This is a genomic window from Shewanella sp. WXL01, from assembly GCF_012263345.1.
In the GTDB taxonomy this organism is placed as follows: Bacteria; Pseudomonadota; Gammaproteobacteria; order Enterobacterales; family Shewanellaceae; genus Shewanella; species Shewanella maritima.
Genome location: NZ_JAAIKQ010000007.1, coordinates 1 through 25,470, shown reverse-complemented (window position 1 = coordinate 25,470; position 25,470 = coordinate 1). Strand labels below are relative to the sequence as shown.

25 protein-coding genes are annotated in these 25,470 nt (G+C 46.0%); 12 read left to right on the top strand and 13 right to left on the bottom strand.

Annotation, left to right across the window (positions count from 1 at the left end; genetic code table 11):
- Positions 1-214 precede the first annotated feature (214 nt).
- On the top strand, positions 215-754 hold the full coding sequence (gene hemG / locus G3R49_RS14920; protein ID WP_167870221.1) for a menaquinone-dependent protoporphyrinogen IX dehydrogenase: 540 nt from the start codon (positions 215-217) through the stop codon (positions 752-754).
- A gap of 80 nt (positions 755-834) precedes the next feature.
- On the opposite strand, the gene trkA is transcribed toward hemG, so the two are convergent.
- Genes trkA through def form a run of 4 tightly spaced genes read right to left on the bottom strand, consistent with a single transcriptional unit; the run spans position 835 to position 5,039 of the window.
- Complete coding sequence (gene trkA, locus G3R49_RS14915) at positions 835-2,244, bottom strand: Trk system potassium transporter TrkA (protein WP_130599827.1); 1,410 nt, start codon at positions 2,242-2,244, stop codon at positions 835-837.
- 25 nt (positions 2,245-2,269) lie between these two features.
- Positions 2,270-3,559, bottom strand: a complete 1,290-nt coding sequence (gene rsmB, locus G3R49_RS14910; RefSeq protein ID WP_167870220.1) for a 16S rRNA (cytosine(967)-C(5))-methyltransferase RsmB — start codon at positions 3,557-3,559, stop codon at positions 2,270-2,272.
- Entirely contained in the window at positions 3,559-4,518 is a 960-nt protein-coding gene (gene fmt / locus G3R49_RS14905) for a methionyl-tRNA formyltransferase (RefSeq protein ID WP_167870219.1), read from the bottom strand. Before fmt ends, rsmB begins: the two co-directional genes overlap by 1 nt.
- An 8-nt stretch (positions 4,519-4,526) precedes the next feature.
- Complete coding sequence (def, locus tag G3R49_RS14900; protein WP_167870218.1) at positions 4,527-5,039, bottom strand: peptide deformylase; 513 nt, start codon at positions 5,037-5,039, stop codon at positions 4,527-4,529.
- Between the two features lie 124 nt (positions 5,040-5,163).
- Here def and G3R49_RS14895 point away from each other — a divergent pair, with 124 nt between their 5' ends.
- The 6 genes from G3R49_RS14895 to hemF all read left to right on the top strand — a co-directional run bounded on the left by G3R49_RS14895 (position 5,164) and on the right by hemF (position 10,323).
- Positions 5,164-6,267 carry a LysM peptidoglycan-binding domain-containing protein gene (locus tag G3R49_RS14895; RefSeq protein WP_130599835.1) on the top strand — a complete coding sequence of 368 codons (1,104 nt, stop codon included), beginning with the start codon at positions 5,164-5,166 and terminating at the stop codon, positions 6,265-6,267.
- An 84-nt stretch (positions 6,268-6,351) separates the two neighbouring features.
- On the top strand, positions 6,352-7,368 hold the full coding sequence (gene dprA, locus G3R49_RS14890; protein WP_167870217.1) for a DNA-processing protein DprA: 1,017 nt from the start codon (positions 6,352-6,354) through the stop codon (positions 7,366-7,368).
- 2 nt (positions 7,369-7,370) lie between these two features.
- A complete protein-coding gene (locus G3R49_RS14885) occupies positions 7,371-7,844 on the top strand; it encodes a DUF494 family protein (protein WP_130599840.1) in 474 nt (157 codons plus the stop codon).
- Positions 7,845-7,904: 60 nt separating this feature from the next.
- Entirely contained in the window at positions 7,905-8,468 is a 564-nt protein-coding gene (locus G3R49_RS14880; protein WP_167870216.1) for a topoisomerase DNA-binding C4 zinc finger domain-containing protein, read from the top strand.
- Positions 8,469-8,805: 337 nt separating this feature from the next.
- Positions 8,806-9,372, top strand: coding sequence for an L-threonylcarbamoyladenylate synthase (locus G3R49_RS14875; RefSeq protein WP_167870215.1), 567 nt, complete (start codon positions 8,806-8,808; stop codon positions 9,370-9,372).
- Positions 9,373-9,375: 3 nt separating this feature from the next.
- Positions 9,376-10,323: an oxygen-dependent coproporphyrinogen oxidase gene (hemF, locus tag G3R49_RS14870; RefSeq protein WP_167870214.1), complete on the top strand. Its 948-nt coding sequence runs from the start codon at positions 9,376-9,378 to the stop codon at positions 10,321-10,323.
- A 12-nt stretch (positions 10,324-10,335) separates the two neighbouring features.
- Here hemF and G3R49_RS14865 read toward each other — a convergent pair whose 3' ends face one another.
- The gene (locus G3R49_RS14865; protein ID WP_167870292.1) at positions 10,336-10,764 is read right to left on the bottom strand and encodes a group II truncated hemoglobin; all 429 of its coding nucleotides are present in this window, start codon (positions 10,762-10,764) and stop codon (positions 10,336-10,338) included.
- Between the two features lie 167 nt (positions 10,765-10,931).
- Between G3R49_RS14865 and G3R49_RS14860 the strand changes: the two genes are divergently transcribed.
- The 4 genes from G3R49_RS14860 to G3R49_RS14845 all read left to right on the top strand — a co-directional run bounded on the left by G3R49_RS14860 (position 10,932) and on the right by G3R49_RS14845 (position 14,776).
- Positions 10,932-12,311, top strand: coding sequence for an amidohydrolase (locus G3R49_RS14860; protein ID WP_167870213.1), 1,380 nt, complete (start codon positions 10,932-10,934; stop codon positions 12,309-12,311).
- 11 nt (positions 12,312-12,322) lie between these two features.
- Positions 12,323-13,561 carry an amidohydrolase family protein gene (locus G3R49_RS14855; protein WP_210147235.1) on the top strand — a complete coding sequence of 413 codons (1,239 nt, stop codon included), beginning with the start codon at positions 12,323-12,325 and terminating at the stop codon, positions 13,559-13,561.
- 75 nt (positions 13,562-13,636) lie between these two features.
- The gene (aroE, locus tag G3R49_RS14850) at positions 13,637-14,464 is read left to right on the top strand and encodes a shikimate dehydrogenase (RefSeq protein WP_167870212.1); all 828 of its coding nucleotides are present in this window, start codon (positions 13,637-13,639) and stop codon (positions 14,462-14,464) included.
- Positions 14,465-14,500: 36 nt separating this feature from the next.
- Positions 14,501-14,776: a DUF1488 domain-containing protein gene (locus tag G3R49_RS14845; RefSeq protein ID WP_130599854.1), complete on the top strand. Its 276-nt coding sequence runs from the start codon at positions 14,501-14,503 to the stop codon at positions 14,774-14,776.
- 151 nt (positions 14,777-14,927) lie between these two features.
- On the opposite strand, the gene G3R49_RS14840 is transcribed toward G3R49_RS14845, so the two are convergent.
- On the bottom strand, positions 14,928-15,476 hold the full coding sequence (locus G3R49_RS14840) for a gamma carbonic anhydrase family protein (RefSeq protein WP_167870211.1): 549 nt from the start codon (positions 15,474-15,476) through the stop codon (positions 14,928-14,930).
- Between the two features lie 170 nt (positions 15,477-15,646).
- Here G3R49_RS14840 and G3R49_RS14835 point away from each other — a divergent pair, with 170 nt between their 5' ends.
- Positions 15,647-16,813 (top strand): nucleotide sugar dehydrogenase, encoded by a 1,167-nt coding sequence (locus tag G3R49_RS14835; protein WP_167870210.1) that lies wholly within the window; start codon positions 15,647-15,649, stop codon positions 16,811-16,813.
- Between the two features lie 382 nt (positions 16,814-17,195).
- Here the strand turns inward: G3R49_RS14835 and arnF are convergent, their stop codons facing one another.
- From arnF to arnB, 7 genes are read right to left on the bottom strand one after another with little or no spacing between them, the layout of a single operon-like run.
- Positions 17,196-17,633 (bottom strand): 4-amino-4-deoxy-L-arabinose-phosphoundecaprenol flippase subunit ArnF, encoded by a 438-nt coding sequence (gene arnF, locus G3R49_RS14830; RefSeq protein ID WP_167870209.1) that lies wholly within the window; start codon positions 17,631-17,633, stop codon positions 17,196-17,198.
- Positions 17,627-17,983, bottom strand: a complete 357-nt coding sequence (locus G3R49_RS14825) for an EamA family transporter (protein ID WP_167870208.1) — start codon at positions 17,981-17,983, stop codon at positions 17,627-17,629. The genes arnF and G3R49_RS14825 overlap by 7 nt, the downstream gene beginning before the upstream one ends.
- A gap of 2 nt (positions 17,984-17,985) precedes the next feature.
- On the bottom strand, positions 17,986-19,641 hold the full coding sequence (gene arnT / locus G3R49_RS14820) for a lipid IV(A) 4-amino-4-deoxy-L-arabinosyltransferase (RefSeq protein ID WP_167870207.1): 1,656 nt from the start codon (positions 19,639-19,641) through the stop codon (positions 17,986-17,988).
- Positions 19,642-19,652: 11 nt separating this feature from the next.
- On the bottom strand, positions 19,653-20,573 hold the full coding sequence (arnD, locus tag G3R49_RS14815) for a 4-deoxy-4-formamido-L-arabinose-phosphoundecaprenol deformylase (RefSeq protein ID WP_167870206.1): 921 nt from the start codon (positions 20,571-20,573) through the stop codon (positions 19,653-19,655).
- The gene (gene arnA / locus G3R49_RS14810; RefSeq protein WP_167870205.1) at positions 20,570-22,552 is read right to left on the bottom strand and encodes a bifunctional UDP-4-amino-4-deoxy-L-arabinose formyltransferase/UDP-glucuronic acid oxidase ArnA; all 1,983 of its coding nucleotides are present in this window, start codon (positions 22,550-22,552) and stop codon (positions 20,570-20,572) included. Before arnA ends, arnD begins: the two co-directional genes overlap by 4 nt.
- Positions 22,553-22,587: 35 nt before the next feature.
- Positions 22,588-23,580 carry an undecaprenyl-phosphate 4-deoxy-4-formamido-L-arabinose transferase gene (arnC, locus tag G3R49_RS14805; protein WP_167870204.1) on the bottom strand — a complete coding sequence of 331 codons (993 nt, stop codon included), beginning with the start codon at positions 23,578-23,580 and terminating at the stop codon, positions 22,588-22,590.
- Between the two features lie 2 nt (positions 23,581-23,582).
- Positions 23,583-24,746: a UDP-4-amino-4-deoxy-L-arabinose aminotransferase gene (gene arnB / locus G3R49_RS14800; protein ID WP_130599870.1), complete on the bottom strand. Its 1,164-nt coding sequence runs from the start codon at positions 24,744-24,746 to the stop codon at positions 23,583-23,585.
- Positions 24,747-25,470: the final 724 nt, after the last annotated feature.

Sequence of the window (25,470 nt, the reverse complement as noted above, 5' to 3'; positions counted from 1 at the left end):
GCCTGTAAGGTTCGGCTAAAAACGCTTTTCTCTTTGTTGTGAGTAACTTGTTTAGTGGACTAAACTGCATCGCTCACGCCGCGATTAAAGCGTTTTTTCCTCGAACAAAATCTTACCTGCAAAGATTAACAGAACCTAATTTTGTGATCCTTAATGACGCATTGGTGGGTGTTTTTTGTCACACTGGCAACAGATTTAAGCTTAGGTGATAGCAATGGCAAACATTTTAGTTATTTATTACTCACGTGGTGGGCATACCGCGCAGATCAGTCGCGCAATCGCGCAGCAGATTACCGCCAACGAGCATCAGTGTGATGTGATTAATTTAGTCGAACATAAAGGTGAAATTAATTGGCAGCAATATGATGCGATAGCACTAGGCGCATGTGTTTTGTATGGCTCATACCATAAGTCTGTATTTGAGTTTTGCCGTCGCCACCATGAGCAATTAGCGAGTTTGCCAAATAGCTTCTTCTGCGTGAATGTGGTTGCCCGCAAACCAGAAAAGCGTATTCCTGAGAACAATAAATACCTGCAAAAATTTATTGAACTGTCAGATTGGAAACCACAGGATGTGAAGATCATTGCTGGTAAAGTTGATTACCCATCGTGGACCTGGTACGACAGCTTAGCCATTAAGCTGATCATGAAAATGACCGATGGCCCAACTGATAGTAAAGCAGTGATTGATTACACTGATTGGGACGATGTGAAGCTATACGCTGATCATATTTGTCAGCTGACAAAGGCATAATTTCAGGAATTGTCGAGTCAACAAGGGCGCTAATCAGCGCCCTTGGTGTTTTTGGGTATGATAAAAGTGATTGCTTGTATCTAAAAGAAGAAAGCGCTTGGTTGGAATAGCTTTTCAACATCAGTAATGTATTTCTTGTGAACCAAGAATAGGATCACGTGGTCACCTTGTTCAATCACGGTTTTATCGTGACCCATTAGCACTTCATCATTACGCACAATCGCGCCGATAGTTGTCCCAGGTGGCAGCTTGATATCGCTAATGCGCTTGCCAACCACTTTTGAGGTGTTTTCATCACCGTGGGCAATTGCCTCAATGGCTTCGGCTACACCGCGGCGCAAAGAGTATACATTGCAGATATCACCCTGACGGATGTGAGTCAGTAGGGCTGAGATGGTTGCTTGTTGCGGTGACACCGCAATATCAATATTGGCTTCTTGCACAATATCGACATAGGCTTCGCGCTGGATTAGCACCATGACTTTTTTGGCGCCCATACGCTTAGCTAGCAGCGCCGACATAATGTTGGCTTCATCGTCATTGGTTACAGCGATAAATACATCGGTTTGGCTAATGCCTTCTTCAATAAGCAGCTCTTGATCTGAGGCATCACCATTGAACACTGTGGTTTTGGTGAGCTTTTCGCTGAGCATGTCAGCACGCTCTTTTTTATGCTCGATCAACTTAACTGAATGTTGTCTTTGCAGCTGCTCAGCAAGACCAAAACCGATATTACCGCCACCGGCAATCATGATATTGCGGTACGAGTTATCTAGCTTTTGCATTTCGCTCATTACCGCGCGAATGTGGCGGCTGTCAGCCAGGAAGAACACCTCATCATCTGCCTCGATAATGGTGGTGCCGCGAGGCATGATGTGTTTACCTTGGCGGTAAATTGCTGCAACCCGGGTATCAATATTCGGCATGTGTTCGCGCAGAGTTGCTAATGCATTACCAACCAGCGGGCCACCATAATAAGCTTTTACTGCTACCAAGCTTAGTTTACCGTCGGCAAACTCAAGTACTTGCAGTGCGCCAGGGTAGTCAACCAAGCGTTTAATGTAAGTGGTGACTAACTGTTCTGGGGCGATCAGCTCATCGATAATAAAGCCGCCACGAGGTTTGGCATCGCCTTGTTTTACTTCACTGTCGATAAACAGTTTGTCTTGCATTTGCAGGTAAGGCTCAGAGCGGATACGGGCAATCTTAGTTGGTGTGCCATAGAGGCTGTAGGCAATTTGGCAGGCTGCCATATTACACTCATCGCTGTTGGTTACCGCGATCAACATATCGGCATCTTCGGCGCCAGCTTGCTTGAGTACATTGGGGTGGGCACCGTGGCCAGCGACAACACGCAAATCAAACTTATCTTGTAGGATGTTAAGAGTTGCGCGGTCGCTATCTACCAAGGTGATATCGTTGTTCTCCCCCACTAGGTTTTCGGCGAGTGTGCCACCAACTTGTCCTGCACCTAAGATAATAATTTTCATTGCGTATCCATCACCTTATTGGCTTTTATTGTTTTGCGCTCTTGGTAAGCTTGGCGTAATAAAAGCCATCCATATTATTTTGCCCAGGCAAGATCTGCCAACCGATATCATCACTACTGTCTTGCTGAGCGATGGGCTCAAGTTTGGCATCAGGAGTGCGGGCAAGGAAGTCAGTTACTTGATCACGGTTTTCCTGCGGCAGGATAGAACAGGTGGCATAGAGCAGGGTGCCACCTGGTTTTAGCCACTGCCAGCAGTGATCAAAAATTTGTTTTTGCAGCTTGGCTAGCTCTTCAATGTCGTTACTTTTACGCAGCCATTTAATGTCTGGGTGACGACGGATAACACCGGTTGCTGAACAAGGCGCGTCTAGCAAAATGCGGTCAAACTTACCGCCTGTCCACCAGCTATCAATATTGGCCGCATCGCCATGAATGACATTGGCGTTAAGCTTGAGTCTATCTAGATTCTGCTGCACTCGCTCAAGGCGTTTGGCGTCAAAATCTACTGCTGTGAGCTCAATACTCGGCTCAAGCTCAAGCAGATGACAGCTTTTACCGCCAGGAGCTGCACATGCATCAAGAATGATTTCATTTGCTTGTGGCGCGAGTAGGGTAGCGGCCCATTGGGCCGCACCATCTTGTACTGATGCTGCACCATTTTCAAACTCAGGTAGCTGAGTTACGTCAGTTGGACTTGCTAGTAAGATGGCATCATCGCTAGTACCGCTACTTGCTTCAATTTGCTGCTCAGCCAGTTTGGCTAAGTAGCTGTCACGACTTTGTTGCTGTTGATTGTTTCGCAGCCACATTGGCGGGCGTTGATGGCTTTGCTCAATAACCTGCTGCCATTGCTGTGGGTATGCTTGCTGCAAGCGTTTAACTAACCAGGCGGGTGTGTTGAACTTGAGGGTGTCAGACGCTTCGCTTAAAGGCGCTTTTTGGCGCTCAATATTGCGCAGCACGCCATTAACCACTTTCACTAGGCCGTTAAACTTTAATTGCCGGCAGGCTTCTGCTGTTTCACCAACAGCAGCGTGGGCAGGAATGCGGGTGAAATACAGCTGATAGCAACCCACCAGTAATAGTTGGTGAATAATGCGCTGCTTACCTTTGAACTGTTTACTTAGGCAATCGCTAACGCATTTATCTAATTGAGGTAGTTGGCGCATAACTCCATAGCAGATTTCCGCAAGTAGGCCTTTATCTTTGCCGTTGGCTAGGTGCTTTTGTTGCTCTGGTAGGGCAACTGATAACGAGATGCCTCGTTCAAGCACATCAAAAATCGCTTTAGCGGCTAATGCGCGAACGTTCATTATTGAGCTGCCTCGATGCTGAGTTGAGTGCCTGCTGCAAACCAGTCAGCGCGTGAGTTAAGCACATCGGCTGCACTTAGCGGTTTTTTGTTTGGTAACTGCAAGGTCTCAATAACGAGTGCATTTTTACCTGTGGCAACCACTATGCCTGATTTGTCTGCGCGAATTATGGTGCCTGGCTTTGCTGCTGATTCTAGCTGCTCAACTTTAGCTTGCCATACTTTAATCGTCTGCTCGTTGTGGCTAAAGTGACTTGCTGGCCAAGGGTTAAAGGCGCGAACTTCTTGCCAAAGTTGAGTGGCTGTTTTGCTCCAATCTAGCTTGGCTTCTTCTTTCGACAGTTTTTCTGCGTAATTAGCTTGCGACTCGTCTTGTTTCTCGGCGCTCAGTGTACCAGCACTTAATCCTGCAAGAGCTTCAACAAGGGCTTGTGGGCCTTGCTCAGCAAGCTTTTCATATAAGGTTGCCGAAGTGTCGCTGTCTTCAATTGGCAGGTGAGTTTTTAGTAGCATATCGCCCGTATCTAGGCCGATATCCATTTGCATAATGGTGACGCCAGTCGCTTTATCGCCCGCCCATAACGCGCGCTGAATTGGCGCTGCGCCGCGCCAGCGAGGCAAAATTGAACCGTGGACATTGATGCAACCTAAACGCGGTGTATCGAGTACTACTTGAGGCAAGATAAGGCCATAAGCCACTACGACCATGATGTCTGCATTAATAGCCGCAAGCTCGGCTTGCGCCTCTGCATTACGCAAAGACTTAGGTTGATAAACCGCAATATCATGTTCAACTGCCAACGACTTAACTGGGCTTGCCGTAAGTTTCTTACCTCGTCCGGCTGGTCTATCAGGTTGGGTATAAACTCCAACAACCTGATGTTCAGAGTCTAGAAGGGCTTGTAAATGTCTCGCGGCAAAGTCTGGAGTGCCGGCAAAAATGATTTTTAGCGGTTTCAATGTGTGTCCTATGCGTTTTTAGCTGCTAGTCGAGCTTCTTTTTCAAGTTTGGTTTTGATGCGCTGGCGCTTTAATGGCGACAGGTAGTCAACAAACAGTTTGCCTTGAAGGTGATCCATTTCGTGTTGAATACAAATCGCAAAAAGATCATCTGCTTCAATAGTATACTCGTCACCATTGCGGTCTTGAGCCTTAAGGGTTACCTTTTCGGCGCGCTCCACTTTGGCGTAGATGCCTGGCACTGAAAGGCAACCTTCCTCATTGGTAAAATCACCGCTACTGGCAACGATTTCTGGATTGATAATCACATTTGGGCGCTCAACATCGTCTTGTAGATCCATCACAATCAGTTGTTGATGGAAGTCCACCTGAGTGCCCGCAAGGCCAATGCCTTTTTCTTCGTACATGGTTTCAAGCATGCTGTCGATTTGGGTTTGTAATGCTGGGCCGAAATCTGTCACAGGCTTAGCAATGGTTCGTAATCTTTCGTCTGGAAAGCGTAATACTTTTAGTAATGGCATATTTAAACTCTTAACAAGTCTGTCAAATTTCAGCCAGTTAGCTATACTGGCAGATGCAAATAGGGTAATTTTAATCCTAACGGACTATCAATAACAGCAAAAAGCGCTTTTTAGGCTTAATAACATGGACCTCTGCATGAGACGTTTACTATTTCTCGCATTTTTGGCATTAAATATTACTCAAGTTAATGCTGACACGCTGACATTAAAAGCGGGTCATCCTGATACTTATGTTGTCAAAAAAGGCGACACCCTATGGGATATTTCTGGCTACTTTCTTAACGACCCTTGGCGCTGGCCAAAGTTGTGGGGCGTTAATCCACAAATTGCCAACCCTCACCTAATTTACCCAGGCGATCGTCTAACGTTAGTCTTTATTGATGGCGAGCCGCGTCTTGTTGTTAAAAAACACGTGAAAAAGAATGTTGAAGGGCGTATTTCTCCAAAAGGCGGTGCAATTCCCGCGGTGGATTTATCGCTTATTCATCAATATTTGAATCAAAATCGTGTTGTTGAGCAGCAGTGGCTCGATGGTCTACCTATGGTGCTAAGTGGTGAGAATCCTTCTCGTCATCACCTTATGGATAATATCGTTTATATCAATGCCAATATGCCAAAAGGTCAGAAAGTGTTGATTTATGAGCCAGCGCGTGAGTTTACTGAGGCAGAATCAGGCGAACCCCTAGGACGTGAGATTATTGTCTCTGCGAGTGGCCGTGTGGTTGAGTCCGGTGATGTTTCAAAAGTTCAGTTGCTGAGTAACTTGCGCGAAACTAAAGTTGGCTTCAAAGTGGCACGCGTAGAGGATGAAGCGCTTTTACCTGCCTACTTTATGCCGCAAGCGGCTGAAACTGAAGGTGCGCGTGTGTTGGCGACAGTTGGTAGTGTACGAGAAGCTGGCAAGCTAGATGTAGTTTATTTAGATAAAGGAAGCGTTGACGGCGTTCGCCCTGGTCATGTGTTCTCTATGTACCGTGACGGTGAAGAAATCATTATCGACAATGATGGTATGCCTGTTCGCGTGGTTGATCGTTCATCGTATGAAAAAGTGCTGGCTCACTTCTCTGAAGATAGCGTGACCAAAATGCCTGATATTTTCCATGGTAACTTAATGGTGTTTAAAGTGTTCGACCGCACCGCAATGGGCTTGATTATGTATAATCAACGTCCTGTGCGTGTAGGCGATAAGTTAATGGAGCCTGTTGAGATTAAACTAAAGGCGGACTAGATATCTGACAAACTGGTCGACTGGCTGGTTGTTTACGCAGTTTCTGGGCTAGGACCCGCTCGGATTAAGCAATTATTAACTCACATGGATGTTGAGGAGCTAAGGCAAAGGTTGGAGTTTGAAAAGCAAACACTGCCTTTACCTAGTTCCAGCATTGAAAAACTCCATATTGATCATCAGCGCGTTGAGCAGGCGTTAGAGTGGCAAGCCGCGGCTGATGATCACTATATTCTCTCCCGATCAGACCCTCTTTATCCTGCTTTACTGGCAGAAATCCCTGATCCTCCACCCATACTATTTGTTAAAGGTGATGTTCATAGTTTAGTTATTCCAAGTGTGGCAATAGTCGGCAGTCGAAATGCATCACCAGCAGGGCTTGAGATTGCAAGAACACTGGCAGCTGAGTTGGCTAATCAGGGCTTTGCGGTAACCAGTGGTTTGGCGCTAGGTATTGACGCTGCCGCTCATCAAGGCGCGATTAATCCAAGCGGGAAAACCATCGCCGTGTTAGGCACAGGTATCGACACCATATATCCCAAGCGTCATCGTAATTTATATCAGCAAGTACGAGAGTCTGGCTGCTTGGTTAGCGAGTTCTGGCCTGATGTCGGCCCATTTGCCGGTAACTTCCCTAAGCGTAATCGCATTGTCAGTGGTCTATCTTTGGGGGTGATAGTTGTCGAGGCTGCGCTGCGAAGTGGCTCGCTTATAACTGCCAGGCTTGCCATGGAGCAAAACCGGGAAGTGTTTGCTGTACCAGGCTCGGTATTAAGTGGTCATTACGAAGGTTGTCACCAGCTTATTCAAAATGGGGCAAAACTTGTCGAAAAATCGGCCGATATAATAGAAGAGTTGCTGAGTTTATCGCATTTCCACCTTGAACAATTACAACAACGTCACCATATAGAGCCCATGAGTAATTGTAATTTGCCATTTCCTCCCCTGTTAGCTAGTGTAGGATATGAGACAACGACATTAGACCAAGTCGTTGAGCATAGTGGGCAACCATTAGATCTGGTGTTAGTACAAATGCTTGAGCTTGAATTACAAGGGTGGGTTACAGCGGTAGCCGGTGGTTACGTCAGATTAAAGAGGAGCTAGCCATGTTTGATATCCTCATGTACTTATTTGAAAACTATGTTCATAGTGAAGTCGAGCTTTTGGTTGACGAAGATGAACTAACCAAAGAGTTAACCAAAGCAGGTTTTCATCAGGTAGATATTTTAAAAGCACTTGCCTGGCTTGAGCATCTCGCAAACTTGCAAGAAGGCGATCAGCCTTACCTTTGCAACCATGACCAACAGTCTTTCCGGATTTATACCAAAGATGAAATGGTCAAGTTAGATGTCGCTTGCCGTGGCTTTTTATTATTTTTAGAGCAAATCAAGGTGCTTAACGTCGAGTTACGTGAAATGGTTATTGACCGTGTTATGGAGCTAGATGAGCCTAATTTGGTATTAGAAGATCTCAAATGGGTGGTATTGATGGTATTATTCAATGTGCCCGGTAATGAGTCTGCGTATGAGCAAATGGAAGATCTCATCTTCGAGCAACCTGACGGTAGGTTGCATTCGTAGCGGTATAAATTGAAGGAGGCTTAGCCTCCTTTTTTGATCGCCATAAGAGGTTGACTGTCGATGTCGAAAATTGATTCACAACTGTTTACTGTTCACGAGCATGCACTTGAGAAAGAGTTTGAGCTGTGTCCTGAGTGTGGCTGTGAGCTGTCGGTTAAGCACAGTAAACACGGAAGCTTTGTTGGCTGTAATAACTACCCAACTTGTGACTACACTCGGCCTTTAGTGCATCATGAAGCGATAGAGTCGCAGGTAATAGCGGGCTCTCAATGCCCTGAGTGTGGTAGTGAATTAGCTGTAAAATCAGGCCGCTTTGGTATTTTTATTGGCTGTACTAATTACCCAGAATGCCACCATATCGAAAAGCATGACCAACAAGAGCAACAGGCTGAAATCACTTGCCCTCATTGCAGAACGGGTCACATGGAGTCGCGTACCAGCCGTTACGGCAAAACCTTTTATTCCTGCAGTGCTTATCCTAAGTGCAAATTTATTGTAAATTACCCGCCAGTGGCGCAAAGTTGCCCAGACTGTGGCTTTGGCATTTTAGTCGAGCGTAAAACGGCGAGTGGTCATCGCTTAGAGTGCCCACAGAAAAGTTGTAAATATAAGCTCGCGCTTTAGCATGTGACTCAGCAAGATTTAAGCTTGCTTTGTTAGGCTTTGCCGCTACCAGATACTCAACATAAAAGTGTCAGGAGTCAGAATATGACACAGAGTAGCGTAGCCGCATGATTTATTGATTATCGACCATGCTCTAAGGGTAAATGAACTTTGAGGGTGTAAAACGTCGTAAAATCATCCCCTAAGGCTAAGTTAGGAGCTCCACTTTAGCATCTTTGCCAAAGAAGCTTGCTTCCTCAAAGCTCATTTATGCCCATAAAAAGCGCGATACATGTTTATGAACTCGCCCTGTAACTCAGGGCGTCTTACATAGCTCAAGCATATTTAAGGAACTACTATGCAACAATTACCACCTTCAGCGGTCAGCGATGTGATTGCCAGCGGAGGAGTGATTGCTTATCCAACCGAGGCAGTTTATGGCCTTGGCTGCGACCCAGATAATCCACAAGCGATAGAAAAAGTCCTGCAAGTCAAGCAGCGATCCTGGAAAAAGGGGCTGATTTTAGTGGCGGCAGACTTATCGCAATTACAAGGTTATGTTGATTTAACCCAGTTAAGTGATGATCAACTGAGTTTTGCCAAGCAAAAATGGCCGGGGCCATTTACCTTTGTGATGCCTGTCGGTGACAAAACTCAAGCCTTGTTAAAAGGCGAGTTCGACTCGATTGCGGTGCGCGTATCTGCTCATCCTGTGGTGCGCGAGATCTGTAACACCATTGGTAAACCTTTAGTTTCCACCAGTGCTAATCTGGCAGGTGAAGACCCAGCTATGTCGCATCAGCAAGTGCTAGATATATTTAGCGGCAAGATAGATGCTGTGGTGCAAGGTGAGCTGGGTGAACAAAGACAGCCTTCAACTATTATTGATGCCAGAACTGGCGATGTACTTCGAAAGGGAAATTGATTTATGGCAAATGACGCAAACTCGTCTTCGCAAAAGCCAAGTGTGACAGAAGTTAAGGCTTACCTTATTGGCTTGCAGCAGGCGATATGTAAACGCCTTGAAGCGCTAGATGGTAAAGCCGAGTTTAAAGCCGACACCTGGGAGCGAGCAGAAGGTGGCGGTGGTGAAAGTAGAGTATTAACTGGCGGCAAAGTGTTTGAGCAAGCAGGGGTTAACTTTTCCCATGTAACAGGTGCGGCAATGCCAGTATCTGCAACAGCGCATCGCCCTGAGCTAGCAGGGCGCAGCTTTGAAGCCATGGGCGTATCCTTAGTCATCCACCCAAATAATCCATATATTCCAACCACCCACGCCAATGTGCGCTTTTTTATTGCTGAAAAAGAAGGGGCTGATCCGGTTTGGTGGTTTGGCGGCGGCTTTGACCTAACCCCTTATTATCCATTTGAAGAAGATGTTGTCAGCTGGCACCAGAGCGCATTTGATCTGTGTAAACCCTTCGGTGATGAGGTTTATCCTAAATACAAGAAATGGTGTGACGATTACTTCTTCTTACCTCATCGAGGTGAGACGCGCGGCGTGGGCGGTTTGTTCTTTGATGATCTCAACGAGCACGGATTTGAAAAAAGTTTCGAGTTTATGCGCGCAGTGGGCAATGGCTTTATCGAAGCCTACCAGCCGATAGTTGAGCGCAACAAAGAGCTGGACTACCAAGATGAGCAGCGTCAATTCCAACTGTATCGCCGTGGTCGCTATGTCGAGTTTAACCTGGTGTATGACCGAGGTACCTTGTTTGGCTTGCAAACCGGTGGCCGCACCGAGTCGATATTAATGTCGATGCCGCCTCTGGTGCGCTGGGAGTATGGTTTTACTCCAGAAGAGGGCTCTGAAGAAGCGGAGCTGTACGAGCGCTACCTTAAACCACAAGACTGGCTTGGCTTAGAAGCAAGCTAGTTTAGTATTTCGTTACTGATTACGCATGTGATCAGCTAACGTCGAAATAGCCTGAATAATCACCTGTTGATGTTCAGGCTTTTTAATATGTATTTCGATGGCCGCCCGCATGCAAATCAGCCACTGATCACGCATATTTTCGTCAATGGCAAACGGCATGTGTCTTGCTCTTAAAGCAGGATGACCATATTTTTGCTGATATAAGTTAGGGCCGCCCAGCCAGCCGCTTAAAAACTCATATAGCTTTTGCTCCGACTCAGCGATAGGTGCGCGGTGAATTGCCAGTAGCTCAGCTGTTTCCTTTCTTTGCTGCATTTGTTGGTAAAACTCATGCGCGATAGCCTTGATTACCTTATCGCCGCCAATTACATCATAGGCGTTCGATTGCTCAGGGTGGCGCTCGGTAGAGTTGTTGTTAATGTGTTTTTTAAGCCAGGACAGCATGGTGATATTCACTGTGGTTATTGTCTTAGCCCATATGGTAACAAACCTTAACTTGGCCAACACTGCGAATCGGTTAACGATTTGAAACTAAATTGTTGTTAGTTGTGGCTATATTTTCAGCGGTAATTTGTTTAGATTAACTGAAAATAATAAGGAGAGCGCTAATGGCCAAATTCGCCACAACTGCGATAGCTATCGCGGTTAGCTTTGTGATTGCAGGTTGCCAGTCTGAGCAACAGGATGCCAAAGTTACCATCAACAAAAATCCCTACCCGAGTACTTATAAACCACTTGCCAGTGATAGCTTGCTGATCACTAATGCAACCGTACTAACAGGTACAGGCAAACGACTTGAAACTGCTGATGTATTGCTACTTGATGGCAAAGTGAAAGCTGTTGGTGTTGATCTCGATGCCCAAGGTGCAAAGACAATTGATGCCAAGGGTAAGTGGGTTACGCCAGGCATTATTGATGTGCATTCGCACCTAGGGGTTTATCCAAGCCCAGGCGCCGAGTCACACAGTGACGGCAACGAAATGACCTCGCCAGTTACTGCTGAAGTGTGGGCTGAGCATAGCGTGTGGCCGCAAGACCCTGGCTTTAACCAAGCGCGTGCTGGTGGTGTGACGACACTGCAAATCTTACCCGGTTCTGCCAACTTAATTGGTGGCCGTGGTGTGACCTTAAAGAATATGCCAGCTGAAACCATGCAGGCGATGAAGTTTCCTGATGCGCCTTATGGTTTGAAAATGGCCTGTGGTGAGAACCCTAAGAAGCTTTACGGTAAGCGCACTCAGGCACCGATGACACGTATGGGGAACATGGCGGGTTATCGTCAGGCCTTTATTGAAGCAACAGAGTATAAGCGTGCGTGGGATAAATATGAGGCTGATTACGCTAGAGGGTTAAACCCAACAGCACCAGAGCGCGACTTAACCTTAGACACCTTAAAAGGGGTGTTAGATGGCGAGATTATGATCCACAACCACTGCTATAAAGCAGAAGAAATGGCGATGATGATCGATCTAGGTAAAGAGTTTGGCTATCACTCAGGCACCTTCCATCATGCTATTGAAGCCTACAAAATTGCCGATTTACTGGGCGAAAACGGCAACTGCGCCGCGATGTGGCCTGATTGGTGGGGCTTCAAGATGGAGGCTTACGATACGGTACTTGAAAACGTAGCCATTGTTGATGCAGCGAAAAACTCTTGCGCCATTGTTCATTCAGATTCAGCAACTACCATTCAGCGCCTAAACCAAGAAACGGCCAAGATCATGGCAAGTGCCAATGCCAATGGTTTTAACTACACACCGGAATATGTGATTAGTTGGATCACCTCTAATGCTGCTAAATCCCTAGGTATTGCAGACAAAGTGGGCTCACTTGAGGCTGGTAAAAATGCTGATGTGGTGATTTGGAATCAAAACCCGTTTAGCGTTTATGCTCAAGCAGAGCAGGTATTTATTGATGGTGCTAAGGTTTACGACCGCTTTGATGAAGCCTATCAAGCTAAAAGTGATTTCATGCTAGGTCAGCAATAAGGAGCAAGGCAATGACTAAGATTAATCAATCATTACTTGCGCTGGCAATTGCTGCAAGTACCTCAAGTGTTGCACTGGCTGAAAGTGTGGCTATCACTAATGTGCAGTTACACACTGCATCGGCACAAGGTGTGTTGGAAGATGCCACAGTGGTGTTTGTTGACGGCAAGATCAGCGCAATTAACCCAGCCGCGGTTTCGGCAGAGACCATTATTGATGGTAAAGGCAAGGTGCTAACACCAGGCTTTATTAGTACGATGAACACAGTTGGCCTAGTGGAAGTTGGTCAAGAAAAGGATTCGCGAGACACTGGCGATGAGCGCGCTGGCATGACGTTTGACCCAAGCCTGGCTTACAACCCAAAAAGCACCACTATCGCTTTTGCCCGCAAAGGCGGTTTAACCACTAGCGTAGTCTCAGCTGATGGCGGCGAAGATATTTTTGTTGGGCAGACTTTTGTCGCAAAAATGAGCGGCGACTGGGATAGCGTTATTTCAACTCATGGCGCGCTGTTTGTAACCCTAGGTGCTGAACATGATGGCTCGCGCGCTGTGGGTATGCAAACGCTTAGCACTAAGCTGGAAGAAACCCAAAAAGCGCTATCGTCTGCAAACAAAGGTGAAGCCGAAGAAGATACCGAGTTAGACAAAGAAGCCGTTATTTTTAACGCTGTGCTTGCAAGCGAAAAAGCACTCGTTGTACAAGTCGACCGCGCCAGCGACATCATGCAATTGCTCAAGCTTAAGAAGCAATACGGCATTGATCTAGTGCTAGTTGGCGCCGCTGATGCTGTAAGTGTTGCTGAGCATATTGCCAAGGCAGATGTACCTGTGCTGATTGATGCCATGCGTAACCTACCAGAGAGTTTTGACTCGCTGCATAACTCGCTTGATAACGCCGCTAAGCTGACACAAGCAGGGGTAAAAGTGGTATTGACCACAGGCGGGGCGCACTCGGTTTACGGTTTGCGTTATGCGGCAGGTAATGCAGTGGCAAATGGCATGGATTACCAAGCTGCACTGAAATCGGTCACCATAAATGCTGCACAAGTGTTCGATATTGAGGCCGGTGAGGTTGCTGTAGGCAAACGCGCGGATTTAGTGTTGTGGAGTGGCGATCCTTTTGAGTACTCTACTCAAGTTGAAGCCATGTGGATTGGCGGCGAAGCGCAGTCGATGCAAAGCCGTTTAGACAAATTGCGTGATCGCTACCTGACACAGTCAGACATGCCGCGAGCCTATTCTAAATAGCAGCAAGTAACACAAGCTAAAGTGACGTAAACCAAGTGACATAAACCAAAGCGACACAAGTAAACAGGAACATGCATGACCGCAAAATATGCCGTATTTGGTAACCCTATCGCGCAAAGTAAATCGCCTTTTATTCATGGTGATTTTGCCAAGCAAACTGGGCAAGATATTAGTTATCAAGCAATTTTTGCCGAGGTTGATGCTTTTCCTGACGCTTTAGCTGAGTTTTGGCAGCAAGGTGGTGTAGGCGCTAACGTGACCGCACCTTTTAAGCAGCAAGCCTTTGAGCTTAGTGACGAGCTTAGCGAATTAGCTAAGCTCTCAGGTGCGGTCAACACACTGATTAGGTTAGATGACGGCCGAGTGCGCGGCGACAATACTGATGGAGTAGGTTTAGTAACCGATCTTGAGGCGCACTTTGGTGAGCTTAACGGTCGCTCTGTCCTATTAGTTGGTGCTGGTGGTGCGGCGCGAGGCTGCATTAAGCCCTTGTTAGATGCTGGTGCACAGATCGTTATTTGCAATCGCACCCACGCAAAGGCGCAGTCGTTAGCTGAGTTATTTGCCGACTATGGTGAGGTTAAGGCTGTGGCTATCGATGATTTAGCTGATAGCGCTAGTTATGATTTAGTCATCAACTCCACCTCAGCCGGGCTTGCAGGTGGGTTAATCGCGCTGCCAGACTCGATTATCGGTAAGCAAACCCATTGTTATGATATGACCTATAGCGCAGAGCAAACCGTGTTTAACCAATGGGCACAGCAAGCTGGTGCTAAAAAGGTGGCTGATGGACTAGGAATGCTGGTTGGTCAAGCCGCGCAAAGCTTTTACCTGTGGCGCGCGGTAAAGCCCGATGTCAGCGTGACTATGGCGAAACTTCGTGAGCTGCTAAGTCGTGGTTAAGCCGTTAGCTATTAATAATCAGCAGATAAGAGCAATATGAACCAAGCAATTCAGTTCGATAATGAGCTAACCATCATTGATAACTCAGTGCGCTTTAATGCCCAGCAACAAGGGCAAGTGTTGGTGTGTGTGGTGAGCTTTGCTGATCTTCAAGCGTTAAATCAACAGCTTAATTATGCCAATGAGGTTGTATCGTCAGAGAATGCGCTGCAAGTGTTTGAGTCATTAAGGTTCGATATTGAAGAACTCGCCGAACAGCAAATTCTTGATGAGCAAGTGAATGGACAAGGCGAGGTACATATCAGCGCATAGTGAGCTAGGGCTTCGTTATTAAAAAAGTCACCGATTCCGGTGACTTTTTGCATTTAGGACATATCGTAACTAGTTGTTTAGGGAGCGTGTTGTTTAGGGCTCTTGTATAGTGCTTTGTTGTTTAGTGCTCTATTGTTTAGTGCTTTGGCAACTAGTCGTTTGCCAGCTCTTCTAGATATTCATTTTTTAGACGCACATAGTTATCGGCTGATTGAGGTAAAAATGCCAGTTCAGCTTCGGTCAGTGGGCGCGCTTGTTTACATGGATTACCGACATATAAATAGCCACTTTTTAGCGTCTTATTTGGCGGGACTACGCTGCCTGCGGCGACGATGACGTCATCCTCTACCGTTACGCCGTCAATAATAACAGCGCCCATACCAATCAATACTCGGTTGCCAATCTTGCAGCCGTGAAGCATAGCTTTGTGGCCTATGGTGACATCATCACCAATAATCAGCGGAAAGCCCTCTGGGTTTGATGGCGACTTGCGGGTGACGTGCAATACTGTGCCGTCTTGTACGTTACTGCGCTCGCCAATGCGAATGATGTTGACGTCACCGCGCGCGGCAACTAATGGCCAAATGCTGGCATCTTTGGCGAGATGAATATCACCAACGAGAACGCTGGCTTCATCAACGTAAACACTGGGATCGATTGTTGGAGTAATACCCTTGTAGGCACGAACTGACTGTGACATTTGATTTCCTTATAAGCGCACGAGCTATACTTGGTTGCAGAATATAACATGATTGGCCGATTAATGAGCTTATCCTTTAGTTTGTGGTGTGGGATCTGTTTCTTGTCATGTTTATTGATTAAACTAGCCGCAATTAGCGCAAGCACATTTTTAACTAGGTTAAGTGGTTTATGAAGATAGTTATCGCCGGTACAGGTTATGTCGGCTTATCAAACGCGATTATTTTGTCGCAACATAGTGAAGTTGTTGCCTTGGATATCAATCCAAAGCGCGTTGAGCAGCTAAATAATCGTATTTCGCCAATTGTTGATAAAGAAGCGGAAGACTTCCTCAATACCAAAACACTAAATCTAACAGCGACCTTAGATAAGCAGCAGGCGTTCGCCGGTGCTGATTACGTTATCGTAGCCACGCCAACTGACTATGATCCTGAAACCAACTACTTCAATACAAAGTCGGTTGAGTCTGTGATTGAAGATGTGATTGCGATTAACCCGCAAGCGACTATCGTGATTAAATCGACTGTGCCTGTTGGTTACACAAAGTCACTCAAGCAGAAGTTGGGTCATGACAACATTATTTTCTCGCCAGAGTTCTTGCGCGAAGGGCGTGCAGTACACGATAACTTGTTCCCATCACGTATTGTGATTGGTGAACGTTCAAAACGTGCTGAAGTTTTTGCTAATTTGCTAGTGGAAGGTGCAATCAAAAAAGATGTGCCAGTGCTATTTACTGATGATACGGAAGCAGAAGCCATTAAGCTGTTTTCTAATACTTATCTGGCCATGCGCGTAGCTTACTTTAATGAATTAGATACCTACGCCGAAACTCATGGTTTGTCATCAAGACAAATAATCGAAGGTGTTGGTTTAGACCCACGCATTGGCTCGCACTATAACAATCCATCATTTGGTTATGGTGGTTACTGCCTGCCTAAAGATACCAAGCAACTTTTGGCTAACTACCAGGATGTGCCAAACAACATTATCGGCGCAATTGTGGATGCCAATACCACTCGAAAAGACTTTATTGCTAACGCGATTCTAAAGCGTAACCCTGAGACGGTTGGTCTATATCGATTAATCATGAAGTCAGGTTCTGATAACTTCCGTGCATCGTCTATTCTCGGCATTATGAAGCGCATTAAAGCCAAGGGCATTAACGTGGTGATCTATGAGCCGGTTATGGAAGAAGATAGCTACTTTAATTCGCCGCTTATTCGTGATGTCGATGAGTTTAAGAAGATGTCTGATGTGATTGTGTCTAATCGTATGATGGAAGAGCTGCTGGATGTTGAAGATAAAGTCTATACCCGAGATTTGTTCGGCTCAGACTAGTCTTGTTAATTCCTGAATGCAGGAATCAAGATTCCACCTCATAACAAAACGCACCCGATTAGTGGGTGCGTTTTTTTAGCTTCAACCACCTTTTTAGGTTGGCAATTATAATTCAATTAGGTTTGCCTGAAACTTCTAGTTTTTCCAGATTTGGCAGCTCTCATATTTCGCCCACGTTACAATGAAATTTAAAGCTCGTCGTGAACACTTCCTTGTGGACTCGAAGAAAACATCCTTGTTTTCAACGGCTTTAAATGTCATCGCAACTACATGCTTTAACTTTAGCTGTTTAGACTTTGTTCCCTTCTAGGAAGTTAACAAAAACCTCCTGCTTCTTCAGAAGGTGGTTTTTTTACTTATGATGGTGTTCGAAGTTATCAGCTTAATCAGCTGACTTACTTGGAATAGCCAAATACAAACCCACTAGAATACAGCCAATACCCGCCAGCTTGGTGGCACTGACGGTTTCACCTAACCAGGGAAAGCTGACCGCAGCGAGATAAACAATCACATAGCTCAAGCTTAGTAGCGGATAAGCCTTAGATAACGGCAGATGTTTGAGCGCCATAATCCAGCACACCATAGACAACGCATAGCAAATAAGCCCAGCGCCGACAGCGAGAGCGCTAGCTATTGCGAGGTCAAACAGCGGCATAAACTGCAGCGGTGATAGTAAGGCTTCAATTTGCGGCCATAATTGGCGCAAGTTAGCCATTCCCCACTTCATTGCCAGTTGTGCGGTTGAGATCAATGCAACACTGGTTAGTGCTAAGGCGATGCCTTTAGATTGGGTCACTTTATTAATGGCTGTCGTTACCATGTTAAGCCTCCGCTTAGCAGGGCGACACCAAACATAATCGCGACAACACCAGTCCACTGCTTTGCTGAGATAGTTTCGTTAAAGCAGTATTTTGACATCAATAGCATGACTACAAAGTTGATGCTCAATAGCGGATAGGCGGTGGATACTTCCCAGTCACTCAATACTGCTAGCCAGGTTAATGCCCCCAAACCTAAAAATACGATGCTGAGTAAAATAGGTTTATTAAATAGCTTCTGCATTGTGGTGAGTTCGGGGTGCGCTTCAAAATAACTTGAAGCGCGCTTTTGCCAGTATTGACTGAGCGAGCTTGCAATCACTGAGCTGAAAAACAGGGCTAGGGTCAACACTGTTAGTTAGCCACCGCATCTGCTTGCTCGTAAAAATACACCTGGTATTTACCGCGAACGACCTTTTGGTCTGGCGCGTTAATATTGGCAGGCACGTCCACTTCGCGGAATAAAATCATCACAGCTTCATCTTGAGTTTGGTGCTCGATAAAGCCATTGAGATTGTCCAGAGGTACAAAGCGATGGCTTGAATCAGGATAGTTCAGACCATAAGTTAACTCACCTTTTGAACCCGTTAGGTAAACATCGTGACGCTTAAAGTACCAGCTAAATGCCGACATGGTGCTTGGGTGATCGCCAACCAGTACCGTATTTTCTGTGATTAGCGGGCTAACCTGCTTTAAAAAACGTGCTGGCATTTTGCCATCAATACTAATGTTAGGAATGATGGCCCACACTAGTAAGAATAAGCTCAATGGCATTAGCATGTAGCTTGATACTTTCGCCTCTAGCGTTTTCACCTTGGTCGCAACGATAGCCAACGCAGCCCAGGCGCCAAATACCAAAGTGAGTAGCCAAGGGCGATACGCTTCATCTTCGGTGAGTGGCAGTTTGCCAATATAGAACAGCACAAGCACAGTGACTGACACTAGAATAAAAAAGCCAGCATTGATGTAAGAGCCGATATTAAAGCCTTTAGATTTATTCTTGATAGCATTCATTACCCCTTGCGCTAGAATAATCGCAATTGGCGCCATGCAAGGCAGGATATAAGTTGCTAGCTTGCCTTTGGCAATAGAGAAGAATAAAAACGGCAATACTGCCCATAAAATGGCGTAACGAATTAATCGCGAGTCCCACTGACCAGACATATGTTTAAGTGCCGCTGGTGCAATAAATAGCCAAGGGATAGTGCCAAGCATTAAAAACGGAATGTAGTACCAAAATGGCGCAGCGTGCTGGGCGTTGTCAGCGCTAAAGCGTTGGATATGCTCAACCCAAAAGAAGTAGTGCCAGTAGTCAGGCTCTGCTGCATGTACTGCTAGCGCCCAAGGCAAGGTCACCACTAGTGCAACTAGCATAACCCACCAACCCCACTTTAAGATTTCGAGCAATTGCTTTTGCCAAATCATAAATGGCACTACCACAATTACTGGTAAGGCGAGGGCGAGAAAGCCTTTGGTCATTAACGCAAACGAACAAAACAGTCCGGCTAAGCCATAGTTACGCCATCTTGCTGATGTGTTGGGTGAGTCTGCCGCAAAGAAGAAAGCGGTAAAGGCGGCGGTAAGCCATAGGTTAAGCATGCCGTCGAGCACACTGTACGAGCCTAAGTTGTTAACCAGGAACAGGCTTAAAAATACCGCTACAGTTACCCAGGCTTGTTGGCGATTAGCAAAGCGCGCGACGAGCAAAAATAGACACAAGGCTGCGCCAAAGGTGCTAAAGGCTGAAGCAAAACGCACTGAGAAGTTATTTTCACCAAAAATGACCTGTGAAATCGCATTCATCCAGTGGCCCATAATTGGCTTTTCAAAATAGCGTAGGTCGTTGAAGGTAGGTACAATCCAGTTATTGTTTTGTACCATTTCGCGGGCGATTTCGGCGTAACGCAGTTCATCTGGTGACCAAAGATCACGTAACCCTAGCGGTAAGATATATAGCGCGATAAAAAAAAGCGGCACAAGTACCGCTAGATTAATTTTAGATTTAGTCATTCTTCTTCCAATTAAGAACTTGCAGTTTTCTCTACCATAGAACGCTGGTGGCTAAGCCAGCCTTCACGTCCCTCAAGTGCTACATTGACAATAGTGTCTTGAGGTAAGTTTTGTTGGTCATAATCATCTAATAATTCGACTAAGGGTACAAACTCAATCTTGTTTGCCTTAGCTTTTATCAACAAATCTTCAAACATCTGCGCGCAAACAATCCCTTCCACTTCGGCGTGAATGGTGTACACGTTGAGTTGATTTGGTTTGATCAGCTTGATGATTTCATCATTGTAATTGTCTGCTGTGACATTCCCTTGACCAATCAATTCATCATAAGTTGGCAAGGTAACCGGAATTTGAGGCGCTAGGCCTTCTCCCGGGCTGAATATCGACTCGCCGCGGCAATCACTGTTGTAGTTAAAAGCAAACTTTTGCTTTTCAACTAAGGTTTGCTCGGTGCAGCGCCAGCCAGCGACTGCGCTGGTTGTTGGTGCTTCACCAGTGATTTGACTCAGCAAGTCATGACCTTTTTTGATTTCACTGTGCAGCTCGTTAGCTGACATAGTGTCGGTCTTCATTTGCCACTTGTGATGATCCCAGGCGTGCAAGCCCATTTCATGGCCTGCAAGCTGAGTATCTTTAATGATGTGTTTAAGCTTTTTACCAATGACAGGCCCTGGCCAAATAGTGCCGCGGATAAGAATATCCCAACCATAGAGGCTAGCGGCTTTTGAGCGTAGCATTTTCTTTAAGAACGCCGGGCGTAGCAGGCGCCAAATATGGCGCCCCATGTTGTCTGGGCCAACGGTAAAGTAGAACGAGGCCTTTACATCATGTTTGGCAAATAACTCAAGCAGCTTGGGCACGCCTAAGCGCGTGCCACGAAAGGTGTCAACGTCGATCCTAAGACCGACTTTGGTCACTGAGTCTTGGCTCATTTTCTTTCGTCAATTGCTGATTTCAAGAAGAAGTCTAAGGTGTCTTCAATGGTTTGGTCCATCATGATCTTAGGCTCCCAGTTCAGCAGTTTCTTCGCATTAGCAATGCTTGGACGACGGTGCTGAACATCTTGGTAACCATCACCGTAGAAGGTGTGGCTTTCAACTAGGTTGTAGCCAGCAAACGGTGGGAATTGATCGCGTAACGGGTGCTTGTCGAACTTCTCAACTAGCGTTTCAGCCATTACCTTGATGCTCGCCTCGTTGTCAGGCTTACCAATGTTGATGATTTGGCTGTCACAAAGGTTGTCTTTGTTCTCAATGATGCGAAATAGCGCTTCAATTGCTTCTGAGATATCGGTGAAACAACGTTTTTGCTCACCACCGTCAATCAGCTTGATTGGCGTACCTTCAACTAGGTTTAAGATCAGCTGAGTAATCGCACGGCTAGAACCAACACGCGCTGAGTTTAAGCTATCTAGGCGAGGACCCATCCAGTTAAATGGACGGAATAGGGTGAACTTTAGGTTGTCTTTTTTACCGTAAGCCCAAATTACCCGGTCAAGCAGCTGCTTAGAGGTTGAGTAAATCCAACGCTGGCGGTTAATTGGACCAGTAATTAGCGGTGAAGTATCTTCGTCAAACTGCTCGTCAGTACACATACCGTAAACTTCAGAGGTCGATGGGAAGATGATGCGCTTGTTGTATTTCACACAGGCACGAACGATTTTTAAATTCTCTTCAAAATCTAGCTCGAATACTTTTAGTGGGTTACGGGTGTATTCGATTGGTGTAGCAATCGCAACCAGCGGTAATACGATGTCACACTTCTTAATGTGGTATTCAATCCACTCGTTGTGAATGGTGATGTCGCCTTCAACAAAGTGAAAATCAGGGTGCTCAAGGTGTTGCTCAATTTGGTTTGAGCTCATGTCCATGGCATAGATTTCGTACTTGCCATCGTCAAGTAAACGCTTAGTTAGGTGGTTACCAATAAAGCCATTGGCACCCATAATAAGTACTTTTTGGCGACGAGTCGCAGCAATGACTGCACTGGCTTGTGGGCCAAAACGCATACCTTCTACTAGGTGCATTTCTGCTGCTAGTTGATCACCACTTAGGAATAAGCCATTTTCAGTCTGACCTGAGTTAACTTGCAGGGCACCTTGTGCACAGGCAATTGTTAGCGGCTTGGTCGCAACGATTGTACCTGGGGTTACGTCGTAGTTTTTATCAATCGCCTTAGCGCTCCAGATAATGACTTTACGCTCACCTAGGAAAGAGAAAGCACCTGGGAATGGCTCAGTTACCGCGCGAACTAGGTTAAATACAGTGCGCGCATCGTTGGTCCACTTAATTTCACCGTCAGCAGGGGTGCGGCGACCGAAGTAGGTTGCTTGGCTTGCATCTTGTGGCGTCAGTGTGTGAGTGCCAGCAACGATAGCAGGTAGCGCGTTCGCAAGTAGCTCTGAAGCTGCTTTAGTCATAGCGCCGTGCAGCGTTGCTGCTGTGTCTTCGTCGCTAATGGCGATTTTTTGCTGAGCAACAATATCACCGGCATCAGGCTTAGCTGTCATAGTGTGTAACGTCACACCAGTTTCTGTTTCACCATTTACCAGTACCCAGTTGATTGGCGCGCGGCCACGGTAGTTAGGTAGTAGTGAACCGTGTAGGTTGAAGCCGCCTTTAGGGGCAATGTCTAAGATCTCTTGGCTTAGCATGTGGCGATAGTAGAAAGAGAACAATGCATCTGGCTGCATCTTCTTAATCTTTTCAACCCAAAGTGGGTGGTTTACATCTTCAGGTGCGAATACTGGGATACCTTTGCTTGCAGCTAGCTTAGCAACAGACTCAAAGAATACATTTTCGTTAGCATCGTCAACATGGGTGAATACTGCTGCGATTTCTACGCCAGCCTCAAGCATGCTCTTGATGGCAGCGCAACCAATGTTGTGATAAGCAAATACGACTGCTTTCATGGGATTTCCTTACAAAGTTAAATTTTAAATAGCTGCTACTGCTTACTTTCATCGAGCTCACGTGCTTTCTTGGTGGCTTCGCCTACCAAGATGTCTTGCACGTAGTAGCGAGGTCTAGCTCTTACGTCGGAATAAATTCGGCCAATATATTCGCCTAGCAACCCAAGTCCAACAAATTGGGCGCCAATAAAGATAAATAGTACCGAGAATAGTGGGAATACACCGTCAACGCCCCATTCGGCGCCGTAAATTAGGCGAAGCCCCATTAATACCACTGCTAGCATCAAACCCAGTGCGGCAATACCGCCACCAACTAGGCTTAGCATACGTAATGGTGCTGTGGTCATACTGGTGAGCAAATCAAACATCAAATTGATCAGGCTCATAAAGCTGTATTTTGAGTCACCGGCAGCACGTTCGGCGTGCATTACGTCTATCTCAACCGTGTTGCGAGCAAAGCCGTTAGCAAGAATTGGGATAAAAGTACTGCGCTCATGACACTCAAGCATGGCATTAACTACATGGCGACGGTATGCACGCAACATACAACCATAGTCATTCATCTCAACACCGGTTGAGCGCTTAACTAGCTTGTTGATCAGTTTAGACGGGTAACGACGTAAACGACTATCTTGGCGGTTCTTACGCACGGTACCAACAGAGTCATAGCCTTCTTCGGCTTTTGCTACCAGGTTAGGGATTTCTTCTGGCGGATTTTGCAGGTCAGCATCTAGGGTGACAATTAAGTCGCCACGTACATGCTCAAAGCCGGCCATAATAGCGCTGTGTTGACCATAGTTGCGGTTAAGAATTACGCCGACAACGTGACTGTCTTTCTCAGATGCTGCCGCTTCAATTAGCTCAGCACTTTTATCACGGCTACCATCGTCAATTAGAATAAGTTCATAATCTTTATCCATCGAGTCTGCAGCGGCTACTGTGCGCTTGATTAGCTCTGGCAAGCTGGCTTCTTCGTTGTATACGGGAATGACAATCGAAACGAAGTCGATACTTTGGTTGTGTTTCATGTTTATTGTCCAACAATGTCTTTAATAGCGGCAATTACCCGATCGATATCGGTTAACTCCATTGACGGGAATAATGGCAGTGAGCAAATCTGCTGACTATTGCGCTCGGTATTGCTTAGGTTTGGATTGATTTCACCAAATAAGCTAGCGTAATTTTCGCGGTAGTATTTTTGGGTGTGGATGGCTTTAAAGTGAATACCCGCGCCAATACCACGTACTTTTAACGCAGCAATGAGATCGTCTCGGTTAATCCCGGTTTGACTCGGGTCAACACGAACGATCATTAGGTGCCAGCAATGTTTGTGGTCATATTCAGGGATAGCTAATGGTGTAAAGCCATCTAATTGAGCGAGCTGCTGGCGGTAGTAGGTGACTAGCTCTGTACGTTTAGCTGTGATTTGTTCAATGCGCTCAAGCTGGCCAAGGGCCAATACAGCGCAAATATCTGGCATATTGTATTTAAAGCCTGGCTCAATCACTTCTGCCTGAGGTGCACGACCTTGAGTCTCACGATCAAAAGCGTCAACGCCAAGGCCATGGAATTTCAAGCGGCGAACTCTTTCGGCAAGCTTGGCATCATGAGTGGTTAAAATGCCGCCTTCTGCTGTAGTGACGTTTTTAATTGCATGCAAAGAGAATAAGCAAGTTCCCGTTTTGCCGATTGGTCGACCTTGGTATTCGGTACCTAGCGCGTGCGCAGCGTCTTCAACAATAGCAATACCATGTTTGTCGCCAAGGGCATATAAAGCATCTAAGTCTAAGCTGGCACCAGAGTAGTGTACTGGCACAATGGCTTTGGTCTTGTCGGTAATTAGTGGCTCAATTAGCTCAGCTGTTGTCATTAAGGTATCTTGGTCAACGTCAACAAATACTGGCTTAGCGCCTAACAGGGTAATTAGGTTTACTGTTGATACCCAAGTAAGAGACGGAGTAATTACTTCATCACCTGGGCCTACCCCTAGAGCAAGCAGAACAAGGTGCATGCCGGCAGATGCGCTACTTAAGCTGACCACGTGAGAGGTTTGGGTATATTGTTGAACTTGGTTTTCTAGCTCAGCACTTTTAGGGCCTGTGGTGATCCAGCCTGAGCGCAGCACATCTGTGACAGCTTGAATATCATTATCATCAATGGCTGGTCGACATAAAGGGAGAAATGCCTGACTCATGTTATATCCTTAAACCTGTACCTAGCTGCACATTCCAAAACTCAGGTACATGCTTCTGGATCACATGTCTCTGTATTAGATATAGCAAGCTGGATGAAAGCGATAAGCGCTCGATAGTCGGATTGCTTATCTAGCAAAGCGGCGATTATATCGTTTTATGGCTCGCAATGTAGTGCTTGGCCTTAATTTAAGCTGAAAAATGTACAGTTTTTTTAATCAGCAGCCAAAGTTAGCTATTTTAGCTATATAAAGTTAACGTCTACCTACGACTTTATTACCTATCGTTAGTTCATTAACGGTCGTTTTCACCATACTTTGATGTGACGTTGAAACATAATGCAGGCTCGTAATAGCTAGTTCCTTTATCAAGATGTATTAAAAATCTACGTTTTAGCCCGCAAAAACAGCGATTAGTTCATTAAGTATTCGCTTAAACTGTAAATCATAAAAAACTTCAAAAAAGCCCTTGCGCAAAAATCTAAGCTCCCTATAATGCGCTCCCACTGACACGGCGCAGCGGCCAACACCAAGTGTAGGTGGCAAGCTCGACAGTGTGATTTGAAGGTATTTAAGCCACTCAAATCAAGGCGAAAAGAAAGTTTGAAAAAACACTTGACGCCAACGCGGGAAAGCGTAGAATACGCAGCCCTGACCCGATGAGCCAAGCGCGAACGGGATGCTCTTTAACAATATGACAAGTATATCTGTGTGGACATTCACAGAG

Coding starts and splice junctions, on each gene's coding strand:
- hemG (WP_167870221.1), top strand. CDS start 215: ATGGCAAACATTTTAGTTATTTATTACTCACGTGGTGGGCATACCGCG.
- trkA (WP_130599827.1), bottom strand. CDS start 2,244: ATGAAAATTATTATCTTAGGTGCAGGACAAGTTGGTGGCACACTCGCC.
- rsmB (WP_167870220.1), bottom strand. CDS start 3,559: ATGAACGTTCGCGCATTAGCCGCTAAAGCGATTTTTGATGTGCTTGAA.
- def (WP_167870218.1), bottom strand. CDS start 5,039: ATGCCATTACTAAAAGTATTACGCTTTCCAGACGAAAGATTACGAACC.
- G3R49_RS14895 (WP_130599835.1), top strand. CDS start 5,164: ATGGACCTCTGCATGAGACGTTTACTATTTCTCGCATTTTTGGCATTA.
- dprA (WP_167870217.1), top strand. CDS start 6,352: ATGGATGTTGAGGAGCTAAGGCAAAGGTTGGAGTTTGAAAAGCAAACA.
- G3R49_RS14885 (WP_130599840.1), top strand. CDS start 7,371: ATGTTTGATATCCTCATGTACTTATTTGAAAACTATGTTCATAGTGAA.
- G3R49_RS14880 (WP_167870216.1), top strand. CDS start 7,905: ATGTCGAAAATTGATTCACAACTGTTTACTGTTCACGAGCATGCACTT.
- G3R49_RS14875 (WP_167870215.1), top strand. CDS start 8,806: ATGCAACAATTACCACCTTCAGCGGTCAGCGATGTGATTGCCAGCGGA.
- hemF (WP_167870214.1), top strand. CDS start 9,376: ATGGCAAATGACGCAAACTCGTCTTCGCAAAAGCCAAGTGTGACAGAA.
- G3R49_RS14860 (WP_167870213.1), top strand. CDS start 10,932: ATGGCCAAATTCGCCACAACTGCGATAGCTATCGCGGTTAGCTTTGTG.
- G3R49_RS14855 (WP_210147235.1), top strand. CDS start 12,323: ATGACTAAGATTAATCAATCATTACTTGCGCTGGCAATTGCTGCAAGT.
- aroE (WP_167870212.1), top strand. CDS start 13,637: ATGACCGCAAAATATGCCGTATTTGGTAACCCTATCGCGCAAAGTAAA.
- G3R49_RS14845 (WP_130599854.1), top strand. CDS start 14,501: ATGAACCAAGCAATTCAGTTCGATAATGAGCTAACCATCATTGATAAC.
- G3R49_RS14840 (WP_167870211.1), bottom strand. CDS start 15,476: ATGTCACAGTCAGTTCGTGCCTACAAGGGTATTACTCCAACAATCGAT.
- G3R49_RS14835 (WP_167870210.1), top strand. CDS start 15,647: ATGAAGATAGTTATCGCCGGTACAGGTTATGTCGGCTTATCAAACGCG.
- arnF (WP_167870209.1), bottom strand. CDS start 17,633: ATGGTAACGACAGCCATTAATAAAGTGACCCAATCTAAAGGCATCGCC.
- arnT (WP_167870207.1), bottom strand. CDS start 19,641: ATGACTAAATCTAAAATTAATCTAGCGGTACTTGTGCCGCTTTTTTTT.
- arnD (WP_167870206.1), bottom strand. CDS start 20,573: ATGAGCCAAGACTCAGTGACCAAAGTCGGTCTTAGGATCGACGTTGAC.
- arnA (WP_167870205.1), bottom strand. CDS start 22,552: ATGAAAGCAGTCGTATTTGCTTATCACAACATTGGTTGCGCTGCCATC.
- arnC (WP_167870204.1), bottom strand. CDS start 23,580: ATGAAACACAACCAAAGTATCGACTTCGTTTCGATTGTCATTCCCGTA.
- arnB (WP_130599870.1), bottom strand. CDS start 24,746: ATGAGTCAGGCATTTCTCCCTTTATGTCGACCAGCCATTGATGATAAT.